The organism is Campylobacter sp. B0100352/1, assembly GCF_020135855.1.
GTDB lineage: Bacteria > Campylobacterota > Campylobacteria > Campylobacterales > Campylobacteraceae > Campylobacter_D > Campylobacter_D taeniopygiae.
On the sequence record NZ_JACHTP010000009.1, the window covers coordinates 48,234 to 65,821 of the forward strand.

Genomic DNA, 17,588 nt, shown 5'->3' on the forward strand with positions numbered 1-17,588 from the left:
TTATTCCTTTATGGGAAAATCTTTAAATTTGTGGTTTAAGTCCATTTTATCCACATACAAATTTTGTGCTGGATAAGCGATTTTAATATCGCTGTGTTTTTTAAACTCTTTAATAATTTCTTTACTGATTGTGCTTCTAAGCACTAAAGCTGCATAAGAGCTTGTCATATACCAAGCAGAAATTCTCATCCCCCAATGCTCAAAAAATACAAAAAATCTAGGTTCTACTTTAGAATTTTTAATGCTGTATTCATCTTTTAAACGATGCATGTTTTTTCTTGCAAGCTCTGTGTATTTTTTTGAATGATGAGTCACGATTTTTTCTACTATTTCTTGTGCTTTTTCGATGTTGCTATCAAAACTTATATTAATATCGATTCCATCAAGGATGGTTTTCATACCATGATGGGTATAATTAGCCAATAAATTTGTAAAAACATAATTATTTGGTATAAAGATAATACGGCCACTGCGGCGATTTTTCATATAAGTTTCTAGAGTAAGCTCTTCATAAAGAGTGATTCTTAAAAAAGAAATATCTATGATATCACCTACATAAGTTGTGTCATTTTGAAAAACTTTAATACGATCACCTACTCTAAAACTACCCCCAAAGACAATCACGCACCATCCAAGCATAGACATAAACATATCTTTCATGGCAATTGCCAAACCCGCAGAAGCAAATCCTAGTATGGTTACAAGATAGCTTATATTTTCTATATAGGCAAAAAGCAAGATAAGTAAGATGATATTGATATTGATAAAATTGATGATTTTAGTTGCTGTATAGTATCTTTCGCTGTCTTTAATGTATTTTTTAGCGATATATTTAAGCAAAAATGAAATAGCAATAACAAAAACGATAGAAATGATAATGTTAATCGCTCTTAAGGTTTGGATCTTAATTTCAGAACTAACCCTTGAAATTTCCTCATCAATCTTTTTTTCATACACCGAATAAGAAGCACTGATGAAATTTAAAATTTGATCAAATTCTTCTAATTTTTGATTGGATTCTTTTAAAGCTTGTATATTTTTAGGACTTGGATCAAAATCAACCAATTCTTTAAGCTCTGAATTTTTCTCCTTGATCTTATCGACTAAATTTTTAAACTCGTTAAATTTAGACAAATATTCCTCTTTTTCTCCTTTTATTTTTTTAATATGAGAAAAAGCCCCGATTATGGCTAAAGGATTGGTAAGTTTTGGCAAAATTTCAACATGATTTGGAGCGCTAAGAATTTGAGCAAAATTTAAATCTTTGTATTCTTTTAACAAATTAAGCTGTTCTTTTAAATTGCTGATTTTACGTTTTAATTCTTCTTGTGCGAGTATATCTGTGGTTTTTTTAAGATCTAAATTTAGAATGAGAATTTCATCATTGATATTTTGATATTTCATAAAATTTTCATATCTTACATTCCAAATACTTGCATTAATGATGGTATTTAAAGTGTTGATTTTTTCTTGGATGCCTTTAGCGATCGTGCTATTGGTGTCTGCAAAGGCTATGGTAAAAAATAAAGCTAGAAAAATGATTTTTTTCATGAGAATTCTTTTAAGGTTTTAATGATATCTTTTAGATCAATATCGCTTTTAATCAAGCCTTTGCCTAAAGAATTGGCAAGAATGAAATTTAATTTTTGATTAGAATTTTTCTTATCCATGAAAAAAGCTTCATAAAAAGCATCGACATTATCGATTTTATAATGCGTTGGTAGTTTAAATTTTCTTAAAAGTCTTTCGATTCTATCGCATTCTTTTTCGCTTAAAAGCTTTAAATTTAAGGCTAAACGATTTGCCATATTCATACCTATAGCCACAGCTTCACCGTGCAAATATACGCTATAATTAGTTAAATTTTCTATAACATGAGCAAAGGTATGACCATAATTTAAAAGCATTCTAAGATGGCTTTCTTTTTCATCTTGTTCTACAACTTTAGCCTTAAGCTCTATGCTTTTAGCGATAATTTTGGAAAAAATTTCATTTTCACATTTTGCGCTTAAAAAAGCTTTTTCATCTATACTTTCTATGAAAGCTAGTAAATTTTCATCAAATATCACTGCCATTTTTATAAATTCTGCCATGCCAGCAGCAAGTTCTCTTTCGCCTAAAGTTCTTAAAAATTCACTCTCACAATACACAGCTTTTGGCTGATAAAAAGTTCCTATAAGATTTTTTCCAAAAGAGTTATTGATTCCAGTTTTTCCGCCAACAGCAGCATCAACACAGGCTAAAAGCGTCGTAGGGATATTGATAAAATCAATGCCTCTTTTATAAATACTTGCTGCAAATCCTCCCATATCGCTGATCACTCCGCCACCAAAGCTTATTAGGATACTTTTTCTATCAAGCTTAGAATTAAACATTTGATTTAAAATTTCTTCTATGGTGTTTAAGTTTTTATATTCTTCTCCATCCTTTATCGTAGCGATAAAAATCTCTTTAGCTTTAATTTTATCGAGTAATTTTTTTAGATGAAGTCCTGAAATTTTAGGATTTGAAAGTATAAAAACCTTAGTGTCAAATTCTAAATTCTCTAATTCATCGATATAAACTTGATACGCATTTTCTTTTAAATTGACTTTTATTTGCATTTTTTCACTTTTGTTTTATTCTTAAATCTATTTTATCAAATTAGGACTAATTATTGCTTAAAATTGCTTTATTCAACCGGTATAAAAAGCTGATAATTTTGCTTCATTTTAGCATAATGTCTGTTTAAATTTGTACTTAAACTTTTGCTAAAATTTCCGCCCAAAAGCTCTTTTTCAAAACTTACAAATTGCAATAAATCATTGCGGTATTGTAAATTTAAAAGCGGATTATCGTCTCTTTTGTGAATGATTTGAATATTTTTATCATAAAGTTTAGATAAACTGCTAAAATACTCTTTCATATCGCTGATATTTTGAGAATTAGGATTGTAATAATAAAGCGTTAGATTAAAATCAAGCTGTTTGCTAAAATCAGTGATCACATTGGCATTATTTTCAAGTTCGCTTTCATTAGCACTTAAAATCACCGATTCTTTTAAGTTTTTAAATTCACACTCTCCTATTTTTAGTATAGGAATTTTTAAATCAAAAAATTTCTTTTTCTCTTTTTGAAAATGTTTATAATCTGTAATGAGCATCCCTATATCGTTATTTTGCAAAAAAGCATCTAAATGGGTAAAATCTGTATTAAAATAATCAAAAAACACCCCTTCTTTTTCATAAAATAATTCTTTTAATTTATGAAATATAGGACTCATTTTAGGATTTATCACTCTTATAAAACTTTTCTTTGCATTGCTTTTTTCTTCAAGATATAAGGTTGTATTGATCAAATTCTCTTGAGTTTTTTCACTCATATTTTTCATATCAATAAGGGTAAAAATATTACTTCCAAAAGGAATAGGAAACTGCCCTGCTTTATCTCTGATATTGTGAAAAATAGTTTGAAGAACAACAGGATCTCCTACGATTAAAATGCTATCATTAGGTTCTAAAACAAAGCTAGGTTTCACAAAATAAATTTTTGAATTTCTATAAATCAATACTATACGCCATCTTTTTTGTTGAATAGATCTAATATGTCTGTAGGCAAAAATAGATCCTGAAGGAATTTTCACCTCCATAATCTCCCCTTCTCCGAGTCCTACGCATTGGGCAGTAAGAGCGATATCTGGAAAAAAATTCATCAATCTACGACTCAAAGTCATTCTCGCATCGATTAAATTTACATGAGAATCGCTGATGCTTAATCCCCAAAAATCCATAATTTCAATTTCTAAATTGATATCTAATAAACGCAAAGCCTCATAAGTTTTTTTCGCCTCAAATTCATCTTGCATGTAAATAAAAGCTTGTTTAAAGTTTTTACCCATAATCGTTTCAAGACGTGCTGTACTGGTAGGATCAAAACGATATAATTCTAAAGAATCACTCTTTATATTAAGTTCTTCTTGGCAAACGATAGTAAAAAAATACCCTAAACCTTTTTCAAAACAAAGCCTTTCTAAGAAATGCTTTGCTAAAATTCCATCAATTATAATTAAAATATGATTCATTGTGTTTATCTCCAAAAAAAGGAATTATATCAAATGGAATTTAAATTAAAGTATAAAGATGGCATGGCTAGAGTATGTGAAATCACTACAGAACATAGCACCTTTGAAACTCCTATTTTTATGCCTGTTGGAACAGTGGGTGCGGTTAAAAGCCTTGATGCTAACGATCTTAAAAAAGAACTCGATGCAAAAATCATTCTTGCTAATACTTATCATATGTATTTGCGTCCTGGTTTGGAGGTGATTAGAAATTTTAAAGGCTTGCATGGTTTTACTCAATTTGATAGAAGTTTTTTAACCGATAGTGGTGGTTTTCAAGCTTTTTCTTTAAGTAAAAATTCAAAACATTTTAATGAAGGTATAGAATTTAAAAGTCATATTGATGGAAGCAAGCATCTTTTTACTCCTAAAAGTGTTTTGGATATCCAATATACTTTTAAATCAGATATTATGATGATCTTAGATGATCTAGTTGCTCTACCTGCAACCAAAGAAAGGGTTAAAATTTCTGTTGATAGGACTATTTTATGGGCAAAAGAAGCCATAGAATATCATAAAAAAATGCAAAAACAAAACATAGGTTTAGATCAAAATATTTTTGGAATCATCCAAGGCGGAACTGATTATGAAGAAAGAAAACGTTGCGCCTTAGCTTTAAATGAAATGGAATTTGATGGACTAGCTATAGGAGGGCTTAGTGTCGGAGAGGAAAATGCTCTTATGTATGAAACTGTAGAGAATTTAAATCCTTTTTTAGACGAAAATCGTCCTAGATATTTAATGGGCGTTGGCACCCCTGAAGATCTAGTAGAAAATGTTGCACGTGGGGTAGATATGTTTGATTGTGTTATGCCAACAAGAAATGCTAGAAATGGAACTTTTTTCACTAGCTTTGGCAAATTTAATATCAAAAAAGCAGAATTTATTAACGATCACGATCCTATAGATAAAACTTGTCAATGCTACACTTGCCGCACCTTCTCACGTGCTTATTTAAATCATCTTTTTAAAGCTAAGGAGCTAACTTTTTTTCGCTTAGCAAGTTTGCATAATTTGCATTATTATCTTGATTTGGTAAAACAAATGAGAGAGGCGATTCAAAAAAACGAATTTAATAAATTTAGAAAAGATTTTTATTCTAAAAGGTTAAACAATGCAGTATGATGATAATTTAGCTAAATTTTTAAGTAAAAATTCCAACACTTTATATATGGATTTTCTAGGGCAAAAAATTTTAATTTTATCCTCATTAAACTCCAAAACAGATAAAGAAAAGATTCATGTTTTTGGATTTGAGGAAGAATATATTTTCAAGTTAGAAAATACAGAATTTAAAATTTTCAACCTTAATGATTTTCTAAACATTATCCGTGCTAACTTGGATGAATATAAAGCGATGAATACACATTTTGAAAATATTATAGAGCATAAAGAAAATATCCTTTTAAAGGGCAATTTGATTAAAAATTTTTTTAAAAAAAGTTTCATTTTAAAGCAAAAAATAAATAAAAATTTAAAAAACCTTTCTCTATTTAATGAAGCTTTAAATTTACTTGCTGAATCAAGTCCGCATAAAAAAGCCTTAAGACCATTGATTTTTGGCGCTAATATAGCTTTGAAAAATAGCAAAGAAATTCTAACAAGACTTAACGAATTACATTTATTTATAAATGCGATCAAAAATGAAAGGATTAATCAAAGTTTATATTTTTTAAGCGTCCTTTCTGCGATATTTTTGCCTCTAAATTTAATCGTAGGTTTTTTTGGAATGAATACAAATGGGTTATTTTTAAACGGCAATAAAAATGCTACTTGGTATATTTTTACACTTATATGCTTGATTTTAGTGCTTGGACTTATTGTTTATTATAAAAAAAGAAAAAAAGAATTGGAATTCGATGATAAAATTACTAAAAAATCAAACAAATAACCTATTTTTAAGAAAAATATTATATAATAGCGTCTTTAAAAATGCGCTCATAGCTCAGCTGGATAGAGCATTTGATTGCGGTTCAAAAGGCCAGAGGTTCGAATCCTCTTGAGCGCACCATTAAACTTCAAAAACATTCATTTAGATTTATCATAAAAATTAAGCTTTCATCTTTATAAAATCACTATAAAAAAATAAAATCATTTTAGTTTATGTATTTTTTATAAAATATATAAATTTAAAATTAAGGTTCAATTATGACAACTCTGGGAGATTATATTTTTAGTTGTCTATGGGCTGCATTCATCATTTGCGTCTCATTTCCTCAAGAAATTTTAAAAGGGTTAGCACCTTTTATCATTGCTTTATTTTTTCCTAAGATCAGGCAAATTTTATCCAAAGAAAAAAGTATTATCTATTGGTTTTTTATGGAATTATTTGCTGTGTTAGCACCGGAATCATTTTTTCAATTGCAATATCTTATGATAATATTCATTTAAAAGCTGAACTTGATTTTATATTTTTTACAACCTTAATTTTTATATCTGCTCTCTTATTTATCTTTTAATATTTAAAATTTTTATTTTAAAAAAGCATAAAATTCCTTTAGTGAAAAAAGAGAAGTATTATTTACTTGGTTTAAATTTATTATTTTTCTTATTGTTTTATATAATATGCAAATTAATTGCAGTATTTAAATATCTTTAATAACATTTAAAGGAGTATCCATGCAAAAGTTTTCAATAGTTTTAGGATTATGTTTAATGTTAGGTATTGGTGCTAATGCCCAATCTCCAAGTGAAGCTAAACCTAGTTTTGATTGTGCTAAAGCAAAAAGCAATGTTGAAAAGATGATATGCAATGATAAAAGCGGGCAGTTACAAAATTTAGATCGCTATATGGGTGAAGTCTATACACAATTAAGAAAAGAGTTAAAAGTCTCTAAGTTTCCTGATAAGGAGCAAAGACTAAAAGATCTTTTAGATTCACAAAGGGCATTTATTAAAAATTTAAATAAAATTGATAGAGCTGATTTTCTACAATATGATTATGATGAAGAAGATACTTATAGATTTCGCTTTTGGTTTTTGGAAGAATCTTATGAAAACCGCATTACAGACTTGCTTAAACTTCTAGGTAAGGTGCTAGATTCTAACAATAAAGAATTATGTGAATATGCAAGACAGCATGATGATGAATTTGATGAGAGCAAATGGCAAGAAGTTCCTCCTTCTGTCAATCCTCCATATAGCATAGGCTTTTGTACTTTTGGAACAAGTAGTAGATATGGTATGACTACAGATTTTTGCACAGAAAAGGGAGAGATTATAAAAGAAGAAATAGCAAAAGCTTTCAAACACAAAGGTGGTGAAAAATTTTATTTTCTCGATAATACTAAAATGTATAAAAGAAAAATTGATATTAACAATGATGGAGTGCCCGAAAATTTGATTTTTATATCAGGGGATTATTATGAAGCACTTTGGATATATAAAAATGGTAAGCTAGATAAAGCAAGTGATAAAATCTATGGGGATGATTTGCATTTTTATGGAACGGGTACTCGAGGTATTCTTCAAGGAAGTCTTGACAGTAATGTTGCTGTAGTATTTGGTTTATATGCCTTGCCAAGCAATAAAATTTCACAACCACTAAAATTTGAATTTGGAAGTCCTATGCTAGGCTATTTATACTATGGAGTTATGGAGTTTAAAGGAAAAAATTATATTACCCTTTATAATCGCAGATTTCAGGATGATGAAAAATCTACTTATCCAACAGAACGCATTTATCTTTTAAAAGGCGATAAAAGAGAATTAAAATGCACTTATGAAAAGAGATATTATAAAATTTATATTAGGAAAAATTAACAAGGTATTATTTAAAAGCGTTTAATTCACCCAATTATTTTTGTAACGCTTCGAGCCAAGTTTGTGGCAATAGCCATTTTTACTGGTAGTGCAACACTTGGAATTTTAGCAGGCATTGCTATTGTTAGCACAGCAATGGTAGCTCTTTGGTGGATTAATTCTAAAATAGAATCTTGGTTAAATTATTGATTTTATAAGGGAATTTGAAACTCATTTATCTTTGGGTTTAACTTCCAACGAAAGATATTATTATAATTTAGCGCATTGTCATAAAACACAAATTAAAAATATGCAAAAAATTCAATTATATTATAATGGCAAAATTGTCAAAGATTTAAAGCATTATTATTTTCCTTTTTATGACTTTAAAAAAACTCCTATACTTAATAATAAAAATACTGAATTGCAAAATAATTACAAAGTATTGAGCCCAAAAGATACAATAGACAATATTAATATCAACTCAGAACCTTATTTATTAAAAGCTTTATATTTTTGCGAAAATTTTACTAGCTTAAATCAAAACAATCAAGCTTTATTAAATACACGATATAGAAGAAAGTTTAAATATTAAATTAGAACTTAAGAAAGGAATTGTTTATAAGGATTATTATAAAATAGCTTAGATTTTAGGAACATAAATGAAAAAACTTTTTTATAGATTTAATTACTTATTTAATACAAAATTAAAAAAAATAGTTTGGATTATAGCTATATTATTTATAGTATATAAAATACTTTTTTATACTGAAATTAAAAATGGTTATGTAAAAGTGACTTTACGTCCTATAGTAACACTTAATCAAGAGGGTTATTGTATAAAAGAAGGTAGAAGATTAAGCCAAAATGAATTATTTGAAAGAGCTACTAAAGATTGGCTTGAAAAACTTTATAATCAAGCACATGATCCACTAGTTATGAATGCAGATGGAGATTGGCTTGATATCACTAATTGCTATTATTCAAGCAAAGAAAAAGCAAAGAAAGGTTTAAATTGTCAATTTTACAGCAACGGCAAACAATTTGGTATCGATGATATTGCAAAACAAATTGATCTTAATAAAAGCCAAGAAGAAAATATGCAAAAAATGATGCAAGGTTTTAGCATTGTAAGGCCTTTTGAGGAGGAAAAAATTTTAACAGATGATTTAGAACTTAAATATTCTTTACTCTTAGAAGACAGGTTAGGTGATTTTACTTTTATCCCTTATGATATTAGATTTATTGTCGTTGGTGGCGATACTGGCTATTATTCAAAATTTGGTTATTCTGTTTTTGCTTTATGATACAAAAATATTTTATTGAAAACGACCATGACTTTAAATTTAAAAAAGGCACTGTAGAATATTGGAAAAATAAAGATAATAAAAACAATCATGAATATATCTATTATCCTATTACAAATTGTGGCGAAGTTGAAATGCGTTATGACTTTGATCCTCCTGGATTATATTATCAATTATTTCATGATATGCAATGGAGGGATGAATGGCATCGTTAAATTTAAAAGGCGATTATGGAATAGAAATTTTATCTTATTATCTTTGGGGGCAAAGCACACCACCAAGTGATTTAGCCAGAAAAGATAACCGTGTGCTTATTAGGTAAAGATTATCAAGCAAGAGATGAAAAAGAAATAATCATACAAGCTTCAGCACTTGATTATATGAAATATGTAGATAGATATACCAATGCTACAAATTTCGGAATATTTCGAAATTTTTTCATAGGACAAACTTGGGGAAAATATTGTGTAAGATTATATACGGATAAAGAATGTTCTAAAACTTCAAAAGAAGTAAAAACCAAAGAAGATCAAAATAAAAAAGATAAAAAATAAAAAAGAACAAAGTATCATTAAGGATAATTTATATCTTTATAGTATCAATGAGAAGAGAATTAAATGAACAAACCTTTTTATAAACTTAAAAGATTTATATACCTTGTGTTGTGCTTATAACAATATTTGCTATACTTGTAAAATTACTTTATTCTCCTTTATGCACGATTTACTGGAACATTTATTATATATGTATCCTTTTTAAATCTTAATTCCAAAATATGTTCTTTTGCAGGTAGAAACCTAATGTTTGAAAAAATGAAAAAATTTAATAATTTAGATTTAAATTTAACTTCTAAGATTCCTAGTATAGCTAATAAGAATTGCGAGAATGAATTTAAAAATTTTTCAAACTCAGCTTATATTTGATAAATAAAACTCAAAAGGCTTTAAATGAATGTAAATGAAAACAATGCTACTATTAACATTGAAGAAAGTATAAAAGAAGCTTTAAGAGAAGGGCAAGAAGCCGTAGAGAGTAGTAAGAAAACCGATGGAGAAATCAATGTCCTTTTATAAAGAATGTGAAGTTTGTAAAACAAAAATCAATAAATTGCAAAATGTATCAAATATATTTTTATTAGGTTTTGGCAAAGAATTAATTTGTAAAAAATGTACAACTAAATATAAAACGAATTCATTATTTATTTTTTTGTATAGTATTTTTAATGATATTTTAATTTTATTTATATTGTGGCATTATTTTATGAATTTACTAGAAATTTTTCATTTAAGCACAAGTTTAAAAATAATTTTTTCAATTATTTTTTATTTATTTTATAAAATTGTTTTGGTATATTTTATATATCTAACTTAGAGCAAAGGATAGGCAAAATGTCCAATAAGACTATCTTACAACATATTAATGATTTAGTAAATGGTATATTTGATTCTACAGTTATAACAGCTTTGGAATTGGGACACTTTGTAATAAAAATTATTGGAATCGAAAATATAATTTTAGACGACGATACAAAACAAGATGAGGCTATTGAACAAGCTGAAGTCTTTTATAAGGCTATTAAACTTATAATTTTAAATGATAAAGTTAGAGAAAAAACATTTCAACTATTAAAACAAGACATTCAAGAGCGACCATTATATTATATTGGAAGCATTGTTGGATCAAGCGCCATAGTTTCTTTAATCAAAAAACCAACACAAAAAATTATTTATTTTGGTGCAAATAAAGTTCAACAAGCATTTAATCTTTCCAACAATGAACTCTACCCCTACTATAAAAACATACAAAATTCTTTTGTTCCTTTATGCTCCATAGATAATAAAAACAGCAATTTATTAAAAGAATTTAATTTTGATAGTTTCTCTTGTAATTTTTATAACAATAGTATTTTTAATCAAAGTCTTAAGTACATAAATAATATACAAGATGAAAAAGATTATATCAATGGGTATAAAATATTTTTAGAAAATCTTAATCATTTTAGTCAAGAATATAATAATTATAAACTTATGTGTATACAAGTAATCAATAATTTAAAAATAGCCTATATACAAAAACTCTCTTTAGAAGATATTAATAGTATTAATATCAACTCAAAACCTTATCTTTTAAAAGCTTTATATTTTTGTGAAGATTATGCTTTATTTGATAAAAACCAACAAGCCTTATTTGATGAAAACACAATAAAAGAATTAAACTATAATTCTAGCTTTTATACTACTTTCATCCTCCATAAAACCAAACTAAACAATACCTATTTACAAGCAAGAAAAGAACTTTATAAAAGCATGAATGAATTTAAAAAGCTTGGTTTTAAAGATTTAGAAAATGCTTATGAACTTTATATCAATTCTTTAATTGCAAATGAAGAAATAAATAGTAAAGATAAAACAACAAATGAATATAAAGAAATAAATAAAAATTCAAACAAAAATGAAAATTCAAATCAAGAAAATGACAATACAAACAATACAAAAGAACAAGATTTTAATCTTTTACTTGATAATGTTATAGCACAAAACAATCTTGTTTTTAAGGAGAAAAATATTGCTTAAGGTAACAAAAAGAATTTCTACTATAGTTTTTATTATACTAATTTCTATAATAATTATTAGCAATATTTATGACTTCATCCATGGAGCTTTAGAATTTAAAGAAGCTAAAGAAAACAAAGCGAGAGAAGATCTTAATACTTTGATTAAATGGAGTAAAAATGAGGGCAAAAAAGAATTAGAATTTGCAAAAAACTTATCCAAAGAAACCTATAATCAAGAAAAAGTTACAAAAATGATTATTGAAAATCTTAAGATGATGCAAACAGGTATTGAAAGTATGAAAACTTTAATTATCTTCAATATCACAGATGAGAATGTTGAACTTATGAGACAAGCAGGTCATGCTATAGAAAAATCAAATATGGATATCATACTCTATCTTTTAGATAGAGAAAAAACTTTTATAGGAAAAAAAACTTATTTTTCATTTGATAAGGAAAGATTTAATGCTCTTGAAGACTTTTTGTTATATTTAAATACTAATTTAGAAAATTTTTTAGAAAAAGGTTTTTTACGAAAACGTATTGATAGTTTCACAGTAGTTGAAATTGGAACGTATATCAACATGCTAATTGGACTTGATTATATATTTTCTATTCCATATCCTAGTGAATTTTCACAAGATTTTATGTGTGATTTGAATAATCCTAAAACCATAAGCATTTTAAAAGGTATGAATCAAATTAATCTTGCTGCTGATAAAGTTTTATTGTTTTTAAATCAAAAATCAAAAATATATACTGATGATGATTTAAAAGTAGACTTTAAAAAAATAATTAATGTTTTTCAACATTACAAACTTAATTCAAAACAAATCAATGAACTTAAAACCCTACAAACTAAATTAAAGGAATGTGCTAAATGAATAAAGAATTAGAAAAAGAATCATTAGTTAAAGAAGATTTAAATGAAACAGAAAAAGATTTACAAATTCCTTTAAAAGAAGCAGGTGTGGATGAGATAGGAGAAAGACTGCTTAAGGAAATCGAAGATGAAAATAAAACAGAAGATACTACCTCACAGCAAGATAAAATTCAAACTATGAAAGGTGCTACTGGATATCTGAGTGATGGAACAGATGCACTAAAACAAACTTTCAAAAAATTAGAACCCTACCTACTCCCTTTTAAAATCATCATAAAAAGAGCAGATAATACCCTTGGTGTAATTGATGCTTTAATAGAATACCAAAAAACAGGAGATGGCTTAAAAGTTATTGTAAAAATTGGCTCTGAAACTGTAGCTTCAAAGCTTTTTATAATAGGAGCAAAAATAGCAATTCAAGCAGCCATTTCTGCTTTTGTGGCAATAGCCATTTTTACCGGTAGTGCAACACTTGGAATTTTAGCAGGCATTGCTATTGTTGGCACAGCAATGGTAGCTCTTTGGTGGATTAATTCTAAAATAGAATCTTGGTTAAAAGAGTATGGTATTTCCTTTGTTGATGTTATGAGAGAATTTGAAACTCATTTATCTTTGGGTTTAACTTCCAACGAAAGATATTATTATAATTTAGCGCATTGTCATAAAACACAAATTAAAAATATGCAAAAAATTCAATTATACTATAATGGCAAAATTGTCAAAGATTTAAAGCATTATTATTTTCCTTTTTATGACTTTAAAAAAACTCCTATACTTAATAATACCATTGAAAAAACAAATGAATTGCAAAATAATTACAAAGTATTAAGTCCAAAAGATACAATAGACAATATTAATATCAACTCAGAACCTTATTTATTAAAAGCTTTATATTTTTGCGAAAATTTTACTAGCTTAAATCAAAACAATCAAGCTTTATTAAATACACAATATATAGGAGAAAAATTTCCTTATAATTCTAGCTTTTATATTATATTCTTATTACACAAAAATAAAATTACAGATACTTATTTACAAGCAAGAAAAGAACTTTATAAAAGCATCATAGCATTTAATCAAATTCAAAATAAAAATATACTAGAACAAAATAAAGAAAATTTTCAAGAATACAACCTTACCTCCCATTCTAAAAATCTCAATCATTTCATTTTAGAAAATAAAGATAAAAATAAAAGAATTATCTTTTTAAATAATGCCTCATCTATGTCAAATCTAATCCACATTTATGATAATCATTGTGATATCTTTATCAAAGATGAAAGCTTACTTGATATTAAGATGATAGAAAAAGAATATGATATTAAATTTAAAAAATTAAACGCAAGGGTGTTTTTCTATGAAAAACTTCTTTTAGGAGCTTGTGAAAATAATCCATTTTCATTTGAAGATAAAAAAGAAAATTTAATTTATTATTTTAAATATGATAAAGAAGATTTAAATTCTTTAAAAGATTTAAATATAAAATATGATTATTACAATGCAAAGATTAAAAATTATTCCTTATTAGAAGAAAGTTTAAATATTAAATTAGAACTTAAAGAACTTAAGAAAGGAATTGTTTATAAGGATACAAGCTTTAACAAACTTTCAAAAGAACCTTTAGATGAATCCTCATCCAATGCTAAAGAACCTCAATTTATCACTCTATATTTAAAAGATGAATACAATAAACCCATTGCTAATGCTAAAATCATTATCAAAGGTTTTAAACATGATGAAGCTTTAAGAGTGGTTAATCTAAAAAGACGCAGTGATGAAAAAGGTAAAATAAGATTTGATAAAGAAAAGTATTTTAGTGATTGCTATAGTTTTAAAGTAAAACTTGATGAAGAAGAAGCTTATTTTCCTACTCCTATACAAAATGCTAAAAGAATATTTAACAATTATACTGAACATAAAATTGGACTGATACTTAAATTTAAAGCTAAAGATCATTTAGTTTATGATGGATTTAATGTTTATCATTATAAAGGTAATGATTTAATCAACTCTTATATAGCAAGAAGTGGCACAGCTAAAGCAGATAATGAAAAAAGAAGTAAAAAACAAATTGCAAATTATTTTTATCCAAATAACAATAGCAAAAGCGGGAAAGCTTATTTTTACTATGATGATGAAAGTATTCAAGATAAATTTGGAACTTTACCTGAAGGAATGTATTATTTAAAAATAAACGAAATAGCTAAGGATATACAACCTAGTTTTTTAAAGGATTATCCTTTTGAGATAGGACAAACTTGGGGAAAATATTGTGTAAGATTATATACGGATAAAGAATGTTCTAAAACTTCAAAAGAAGTAAAAACTAAAGAAGATCAAAATAAAAAAGATAAAAAAAATAAAAAAGAACAAAGTATCATTAAGGATAATTTATATCTTTATAGTATCAATGAGAGGGGGGAATTTGGCAGTAGTGGCAGCATAGGTATGGCACAAAGTGAGCTGTTAGAAAATTTAAGCAAACAAGTTAAATTTATACGGAGTGAAAAAGAAGGGATTGTTTCTTTAAAAGTGGAGTATCCAAAGAAAGAAAAATCGAAGCTTAAATTTATAAAAACAACAGAATGGGATCTTGATGAGGATGAAGATATTGTAAGCGCTGAAAAAGGTGCAGAAATTATTGTTGATGAAAAAGCAAATTTTGCACCAGGGACTTATTTAGAATATGAAGTTCATGGGTTAAAAGATGATGTAAATATTGTTTGGGCTTTAGCTCAAATTCAAAATGAAGAAAGACTTCAAAGAATCCTAGAGGGTAAAGAAAATTTAGAATTTAAAGATGTAAAATTTTTAAAAGATGAAAGTAAATATTTCCATGAATGCTGGGAAATGGATGATGAAGAAAAGGAAGAAGAATTTAATAAAATAGGATTTTCATTGCCATTAACAAGAGCCAATGAAGAGGAATTTGATAAATATTATGCTTTGGTATTTGCCTATGAAGATAAAAATAAATTTAAAAGACTTCCTAACTTAAACGATGCTTATAAAATCATAGATATGAGTTTTAGAGTTGGCTGGGGGAGAGATGATCAAGTAAAAGAACTATTTACAAGGGAAGAGCTAAAAAATACAAATATATATCATCTTAACCGACAACAATCTATCAATAGCATTGAGGAAGCAAATTGGTTCTTAAGGGCTTGTTTAAAAAACCAAGAAAAAAGAGATTTTTTTACTTATCTTAGAATTTATCCTCAATTTGCCGGAAAAATTGCTTATATTTATTATAGATTTGATATAGTCAATAAAGGACTTTTGGCAAGTGTTTCAGAAAAAGATAAAGAAGCTTATTTGCGAGATAGAGATTTTAAATATATTAATACCATAGTTAATGAAATTTTACCTTCAGAATATAAGGATGGCAAAAGCTTTAATCAATTTCATACAGATCTTTTAAATAATAAAAACAGAGATCTTAAAGAATGTAAAGATTTCCTAAAAGCATTGACTCAAACTCTTTGTAAAAGATTTGATTTGCCTTTAGAAAAAGTGATATTTTACAATGAAAAACCTAGCGGATCTTTATCTTTTGGATCTTACGAAGATAACGAAGTAAGATTAAATCAATATATTATGAAAGCTTATTTCAAAGAATTTGCAAAAACAGTTTTTCATGAATGTAGGCATTTTTATATAGAAAAACATTACAGTTATAATATGGATGCCTTAGGCAGATATATTTTTTATTCTGAAAAAGCTTATATTAATGAAAAAATTATTTTTGATAAATTTAATAGAATTTGCGATCCTAGTGAGAATTATTTAGTCGGTTGCAACATAGGCTCCACGCAAGATGCTTATGAAATTCAACCCAACGAAAGAGATCCAAGATATGTAGAAACCTTTATAGGTAGAAATTTATAGTAAGGAAAATAATGAAAATTTTAAAAATACCGCTTAAAAATTATATCTCCAATATAAGAGAAGATAAAACTATTTATTTAGGTTTGCAAAGTGATATGAGTATAAAAGGACTTGATGAAGAATACTTAAAAAAAGAATATAATCTCAAAAAAAAATTCAAATTTGAGGTCGGTATCTATTTAGGTAAAATTATATTTGAGAAAAAAAATATCATCTTTCAAGCGTTTAATATTGATGAAAACTGCTTTCAGGGAATTAAAGATTTTTATTTTAAAAATAATCCCGATGAAATTATAAATAACATAGAAGTAAAAAAATATTTTTTAAAATTGTATAATGATAATATTAATTTTCTCAATTCTTATATTAATGAAATTAACCAATCTCAAGGCATTAAGATTTATAATGTTCAAAACACAAGTTTAAGCAAACTTACATTAATTTCAATATTAGATAAAATGGTGCAAGAAAATGACTATGAAATAATAGATTTTAATGATGATTTATTTTATTCTTATCTTGTATGGAGTTTAAGACAATTTATCATTGCTTATGATATAGGCTTGTATCAAGATAAAAATAATTTATTCTTCAACCTAGCTGCTTATAAAATGTATGATAACCACTCTTTATATACAGAAGCAGATAATAATTTAAATTTCAATCTTATTGAATTATTTTTCTCAAATATTTCCCCTTTGGAGTATGCTGTGGGTTATTTACAAAAAGAAGAAATGATATATAATGGTGCTTTGAAATATTCTTCAGGAACACTTCAAAAAACTTTAAATATTACGAATCAACTTCATAATAAATTTTATTTTAAGTTAAAAGAGCGACCTTTTGATTATGCACAATATTTTAAGCGCAAATAAAAATTAAAATCGCTTTAGATATTTTTATAAAAATTATTAAAAATATTTTTCTTAAAAAGCAACGACAATGCAATTAAAACTTTAAATATCTTTCAAAATTTAAAAAACAAATCAAACAAAATATTTTCAAAGTCTTGCAAACATATTTAATTATTTACTCATAAGAATAAAAATTTATCTTGACTCATAAAAAATAATTATTTTAAAGTATAATTTTTTATAAAAAATAAATTTATTACAC

15 protein-coding genes and 1 tRNA gene are annotated in these 17,588 nt (G+C 26.5%); 13 read left to right on the forward strand and 3 right to left on the reverse strand.

What is annotated here, in order from left to right; translation table 11 throughout:
- The 3 genes from H2279_RS04095 to H2279_RS04105 form a co-directional block, all read right to left on the reverse strand.
- Positions 1–1,551, reverse strand: coding sequence for a mechanosensitive ion channel domain-containing protein (locus tag H2279_RS04095; protein WP_337195699.1), 1,551 nt, complete (start codon positions 1,549–1,551; stop codon positions 1–3).
- Entirely contained in the window at positions 1,548–2,603 is a 1,056-nt protein-coding gene (gene aroB, locus H2279_RS04100; RefSeq protein ID WP_337195700.1) for a 3-dehydroquinate synthase, read from the reverse strand. Before aroB ends, H2279_RS04095 begins: the two co-directional genes overlap by 4 nt.
- 68 nt (positions 2,604–2,671) lie before the next feature.
- Positions 2,672–4,060, reverse strand: coding sequence for a COG3400 family protein (locus H2279_RS04105; protein WP_337195701.1), 1,389 nt, complete (start codon positions 4,058–4,060; stop codon positions 2,672–2,674).
- A 33-nt stretch (positions 4,061–4,093) separates the two neighbouring features.
- On the opposite strand from H2279_RS04105, the gene tgt reads away from it, so the two are divergent.
- From tgt to H2279_RS04170, 13 genes are all read left to right on the forward strand, one after another.
- Complete coding sequence (gene tgt, locus H2279_RS04110; protein WP_337195702.1) at positions 4,094–5,224, forward strand: tRNA guanosine(34) transglycosylase Tgt; 1,131 nt, start codon at positions 4,094–4,096, stop codon at positions 5,222–5,224.
- The gene (locus H2279_RS04115; RefSeq protein WP_137624279.1) at positions 5,214–5,990 is read left to right on the forward strand and encodes a CorA family divalent cation transporter; all 777 of its coding nucleotides are present in this window, start codon (positions 5,214–5,216) and stop codon (positions 5,988–5,990) included. Before tgt ends, H2279_RS04115 begins: the two co-directional genes overlap by 11 nt.
- 43 nt (positions 5,991–6,033) lie before the next feature.
- Positions 6,034–6,110: transfer RNA gene (locus tag H2279_RS04120), tRNA-Arg, on the forward strand.
- 608 nt (positions 6,111–6,718) lie between these two features.
- Complete coding sequence (locus H2279_RS04125; RefSeq protein ID WP_337195703.1) at positions 6,719–7,861, forward strand: lysozyme inhibitor LprI family protein; 1,143 nt, start codon at positions 6,719–6,721, stop codon at positions 7,859–7,861.
- 63 nt (positions 7,862–7,924) lie between these two features.
- Entirely contained in the window at positions 7,925–8,050 is a 126-nt protein-coding gene (locus H2279_RS04130; RefSeq protein ID WP_337195704.1) for a hypothetical protein, read from the forward strand.
- 100 nt (positions 8,051–8,150) lie between these two features.
- On the forward strand, positions 8,151–8,435 hold the full coding sequence (locus tag H2279_RS04135) for a hypothetical protein (RefSeq protein WP_337195705.1): 285 nt from the start codon (positions 8,151–8,153) through the stop codon (positions 8,433–8,435).
- A 67-nt stretch (positions 8,436–8,502) separates the two neighbouring features.
- Entirely contained in the window at positions 8,503–9,147 is a 645-nt protein-coding gene (locus tag H2279_RS04140; RefSeq protein ID WP_337195706.1) for a hypothetical protein, read from the forward strand.
- 305 nt (positions 9,148–9,452) lie between these two features.
- A complete protein-coding gene (locus H2279_RS04145; protein ID WP_337195707.1) occupies positions 9,453–9,701 on the forward strand; it encodes a hypothetical protein in 249 nt (82 codons plus the stop codon).
- A gap of 393 nt (positions 9,702–10,094) precedes the next feature.
- On the forward strand, positions 10,095–10,220 hold the full coding sequence (locus H2279_RS04150; RefSeq protein ID WP_281276537.1) for a hypothetical protein: 126 nt from the start codon (positions 10,095–10,097) through the stop codon (positions 10,218–10,220).
- Positions 10,221–10,535: 315 nt separating this feature from the next.
- Positions 10,536–11,720: a hypothetical protein gene (locus H2279_RS04155; protein WP_337195708.1), complete on the forward strand. Its 1,185-nt coding sequence runs from the start codon at positions 10,536–10,538 to the stop codon at positions 11,718–11,720.
- Positions 11,713–12,585 (forward strand): hypothetical protein, encoded by an 873-nt coding sequence (locus tag H2279_RS04160; protein WP_137624533.1) that lies wholly within the window; start codon positions 11,713–11,715, stop codon positions 12,583–12,585. Before H2279_RS04155 ends, H2279_RS04160 begins: the two co-directional genes overlap by 8 nt.
- A complete protein-coding gene (locus H2279_RS04165) occupies positions 12,582–16,472 on the forward strand; it encodes a hypothetical protein (protein ID WP_337195709.1) in 3,891 nt (1,296 codons plus the stop codon). Before H2279_RS04160 ends, H2279_RS04165 begins: the two co-directional genes overlap by 4 nt.
- A gap of 11 nt (positions 16,473–16,483) precedes the next feature.
- Positions 16,484–17,347 carry a hypothetical protein gene (locus tag H2279_RS04170; RefSeq protein WP_337195710.1) on the forward strand — a complete coding sequence of 288 codons (864 nt, stop codon included), beginning with the start codon at positions 16,484–16,486 and terminating at the stop codon, positions 17,345–17,347.
- Positions 17,348–17,588: the final 241 nt, after the last annotated feature.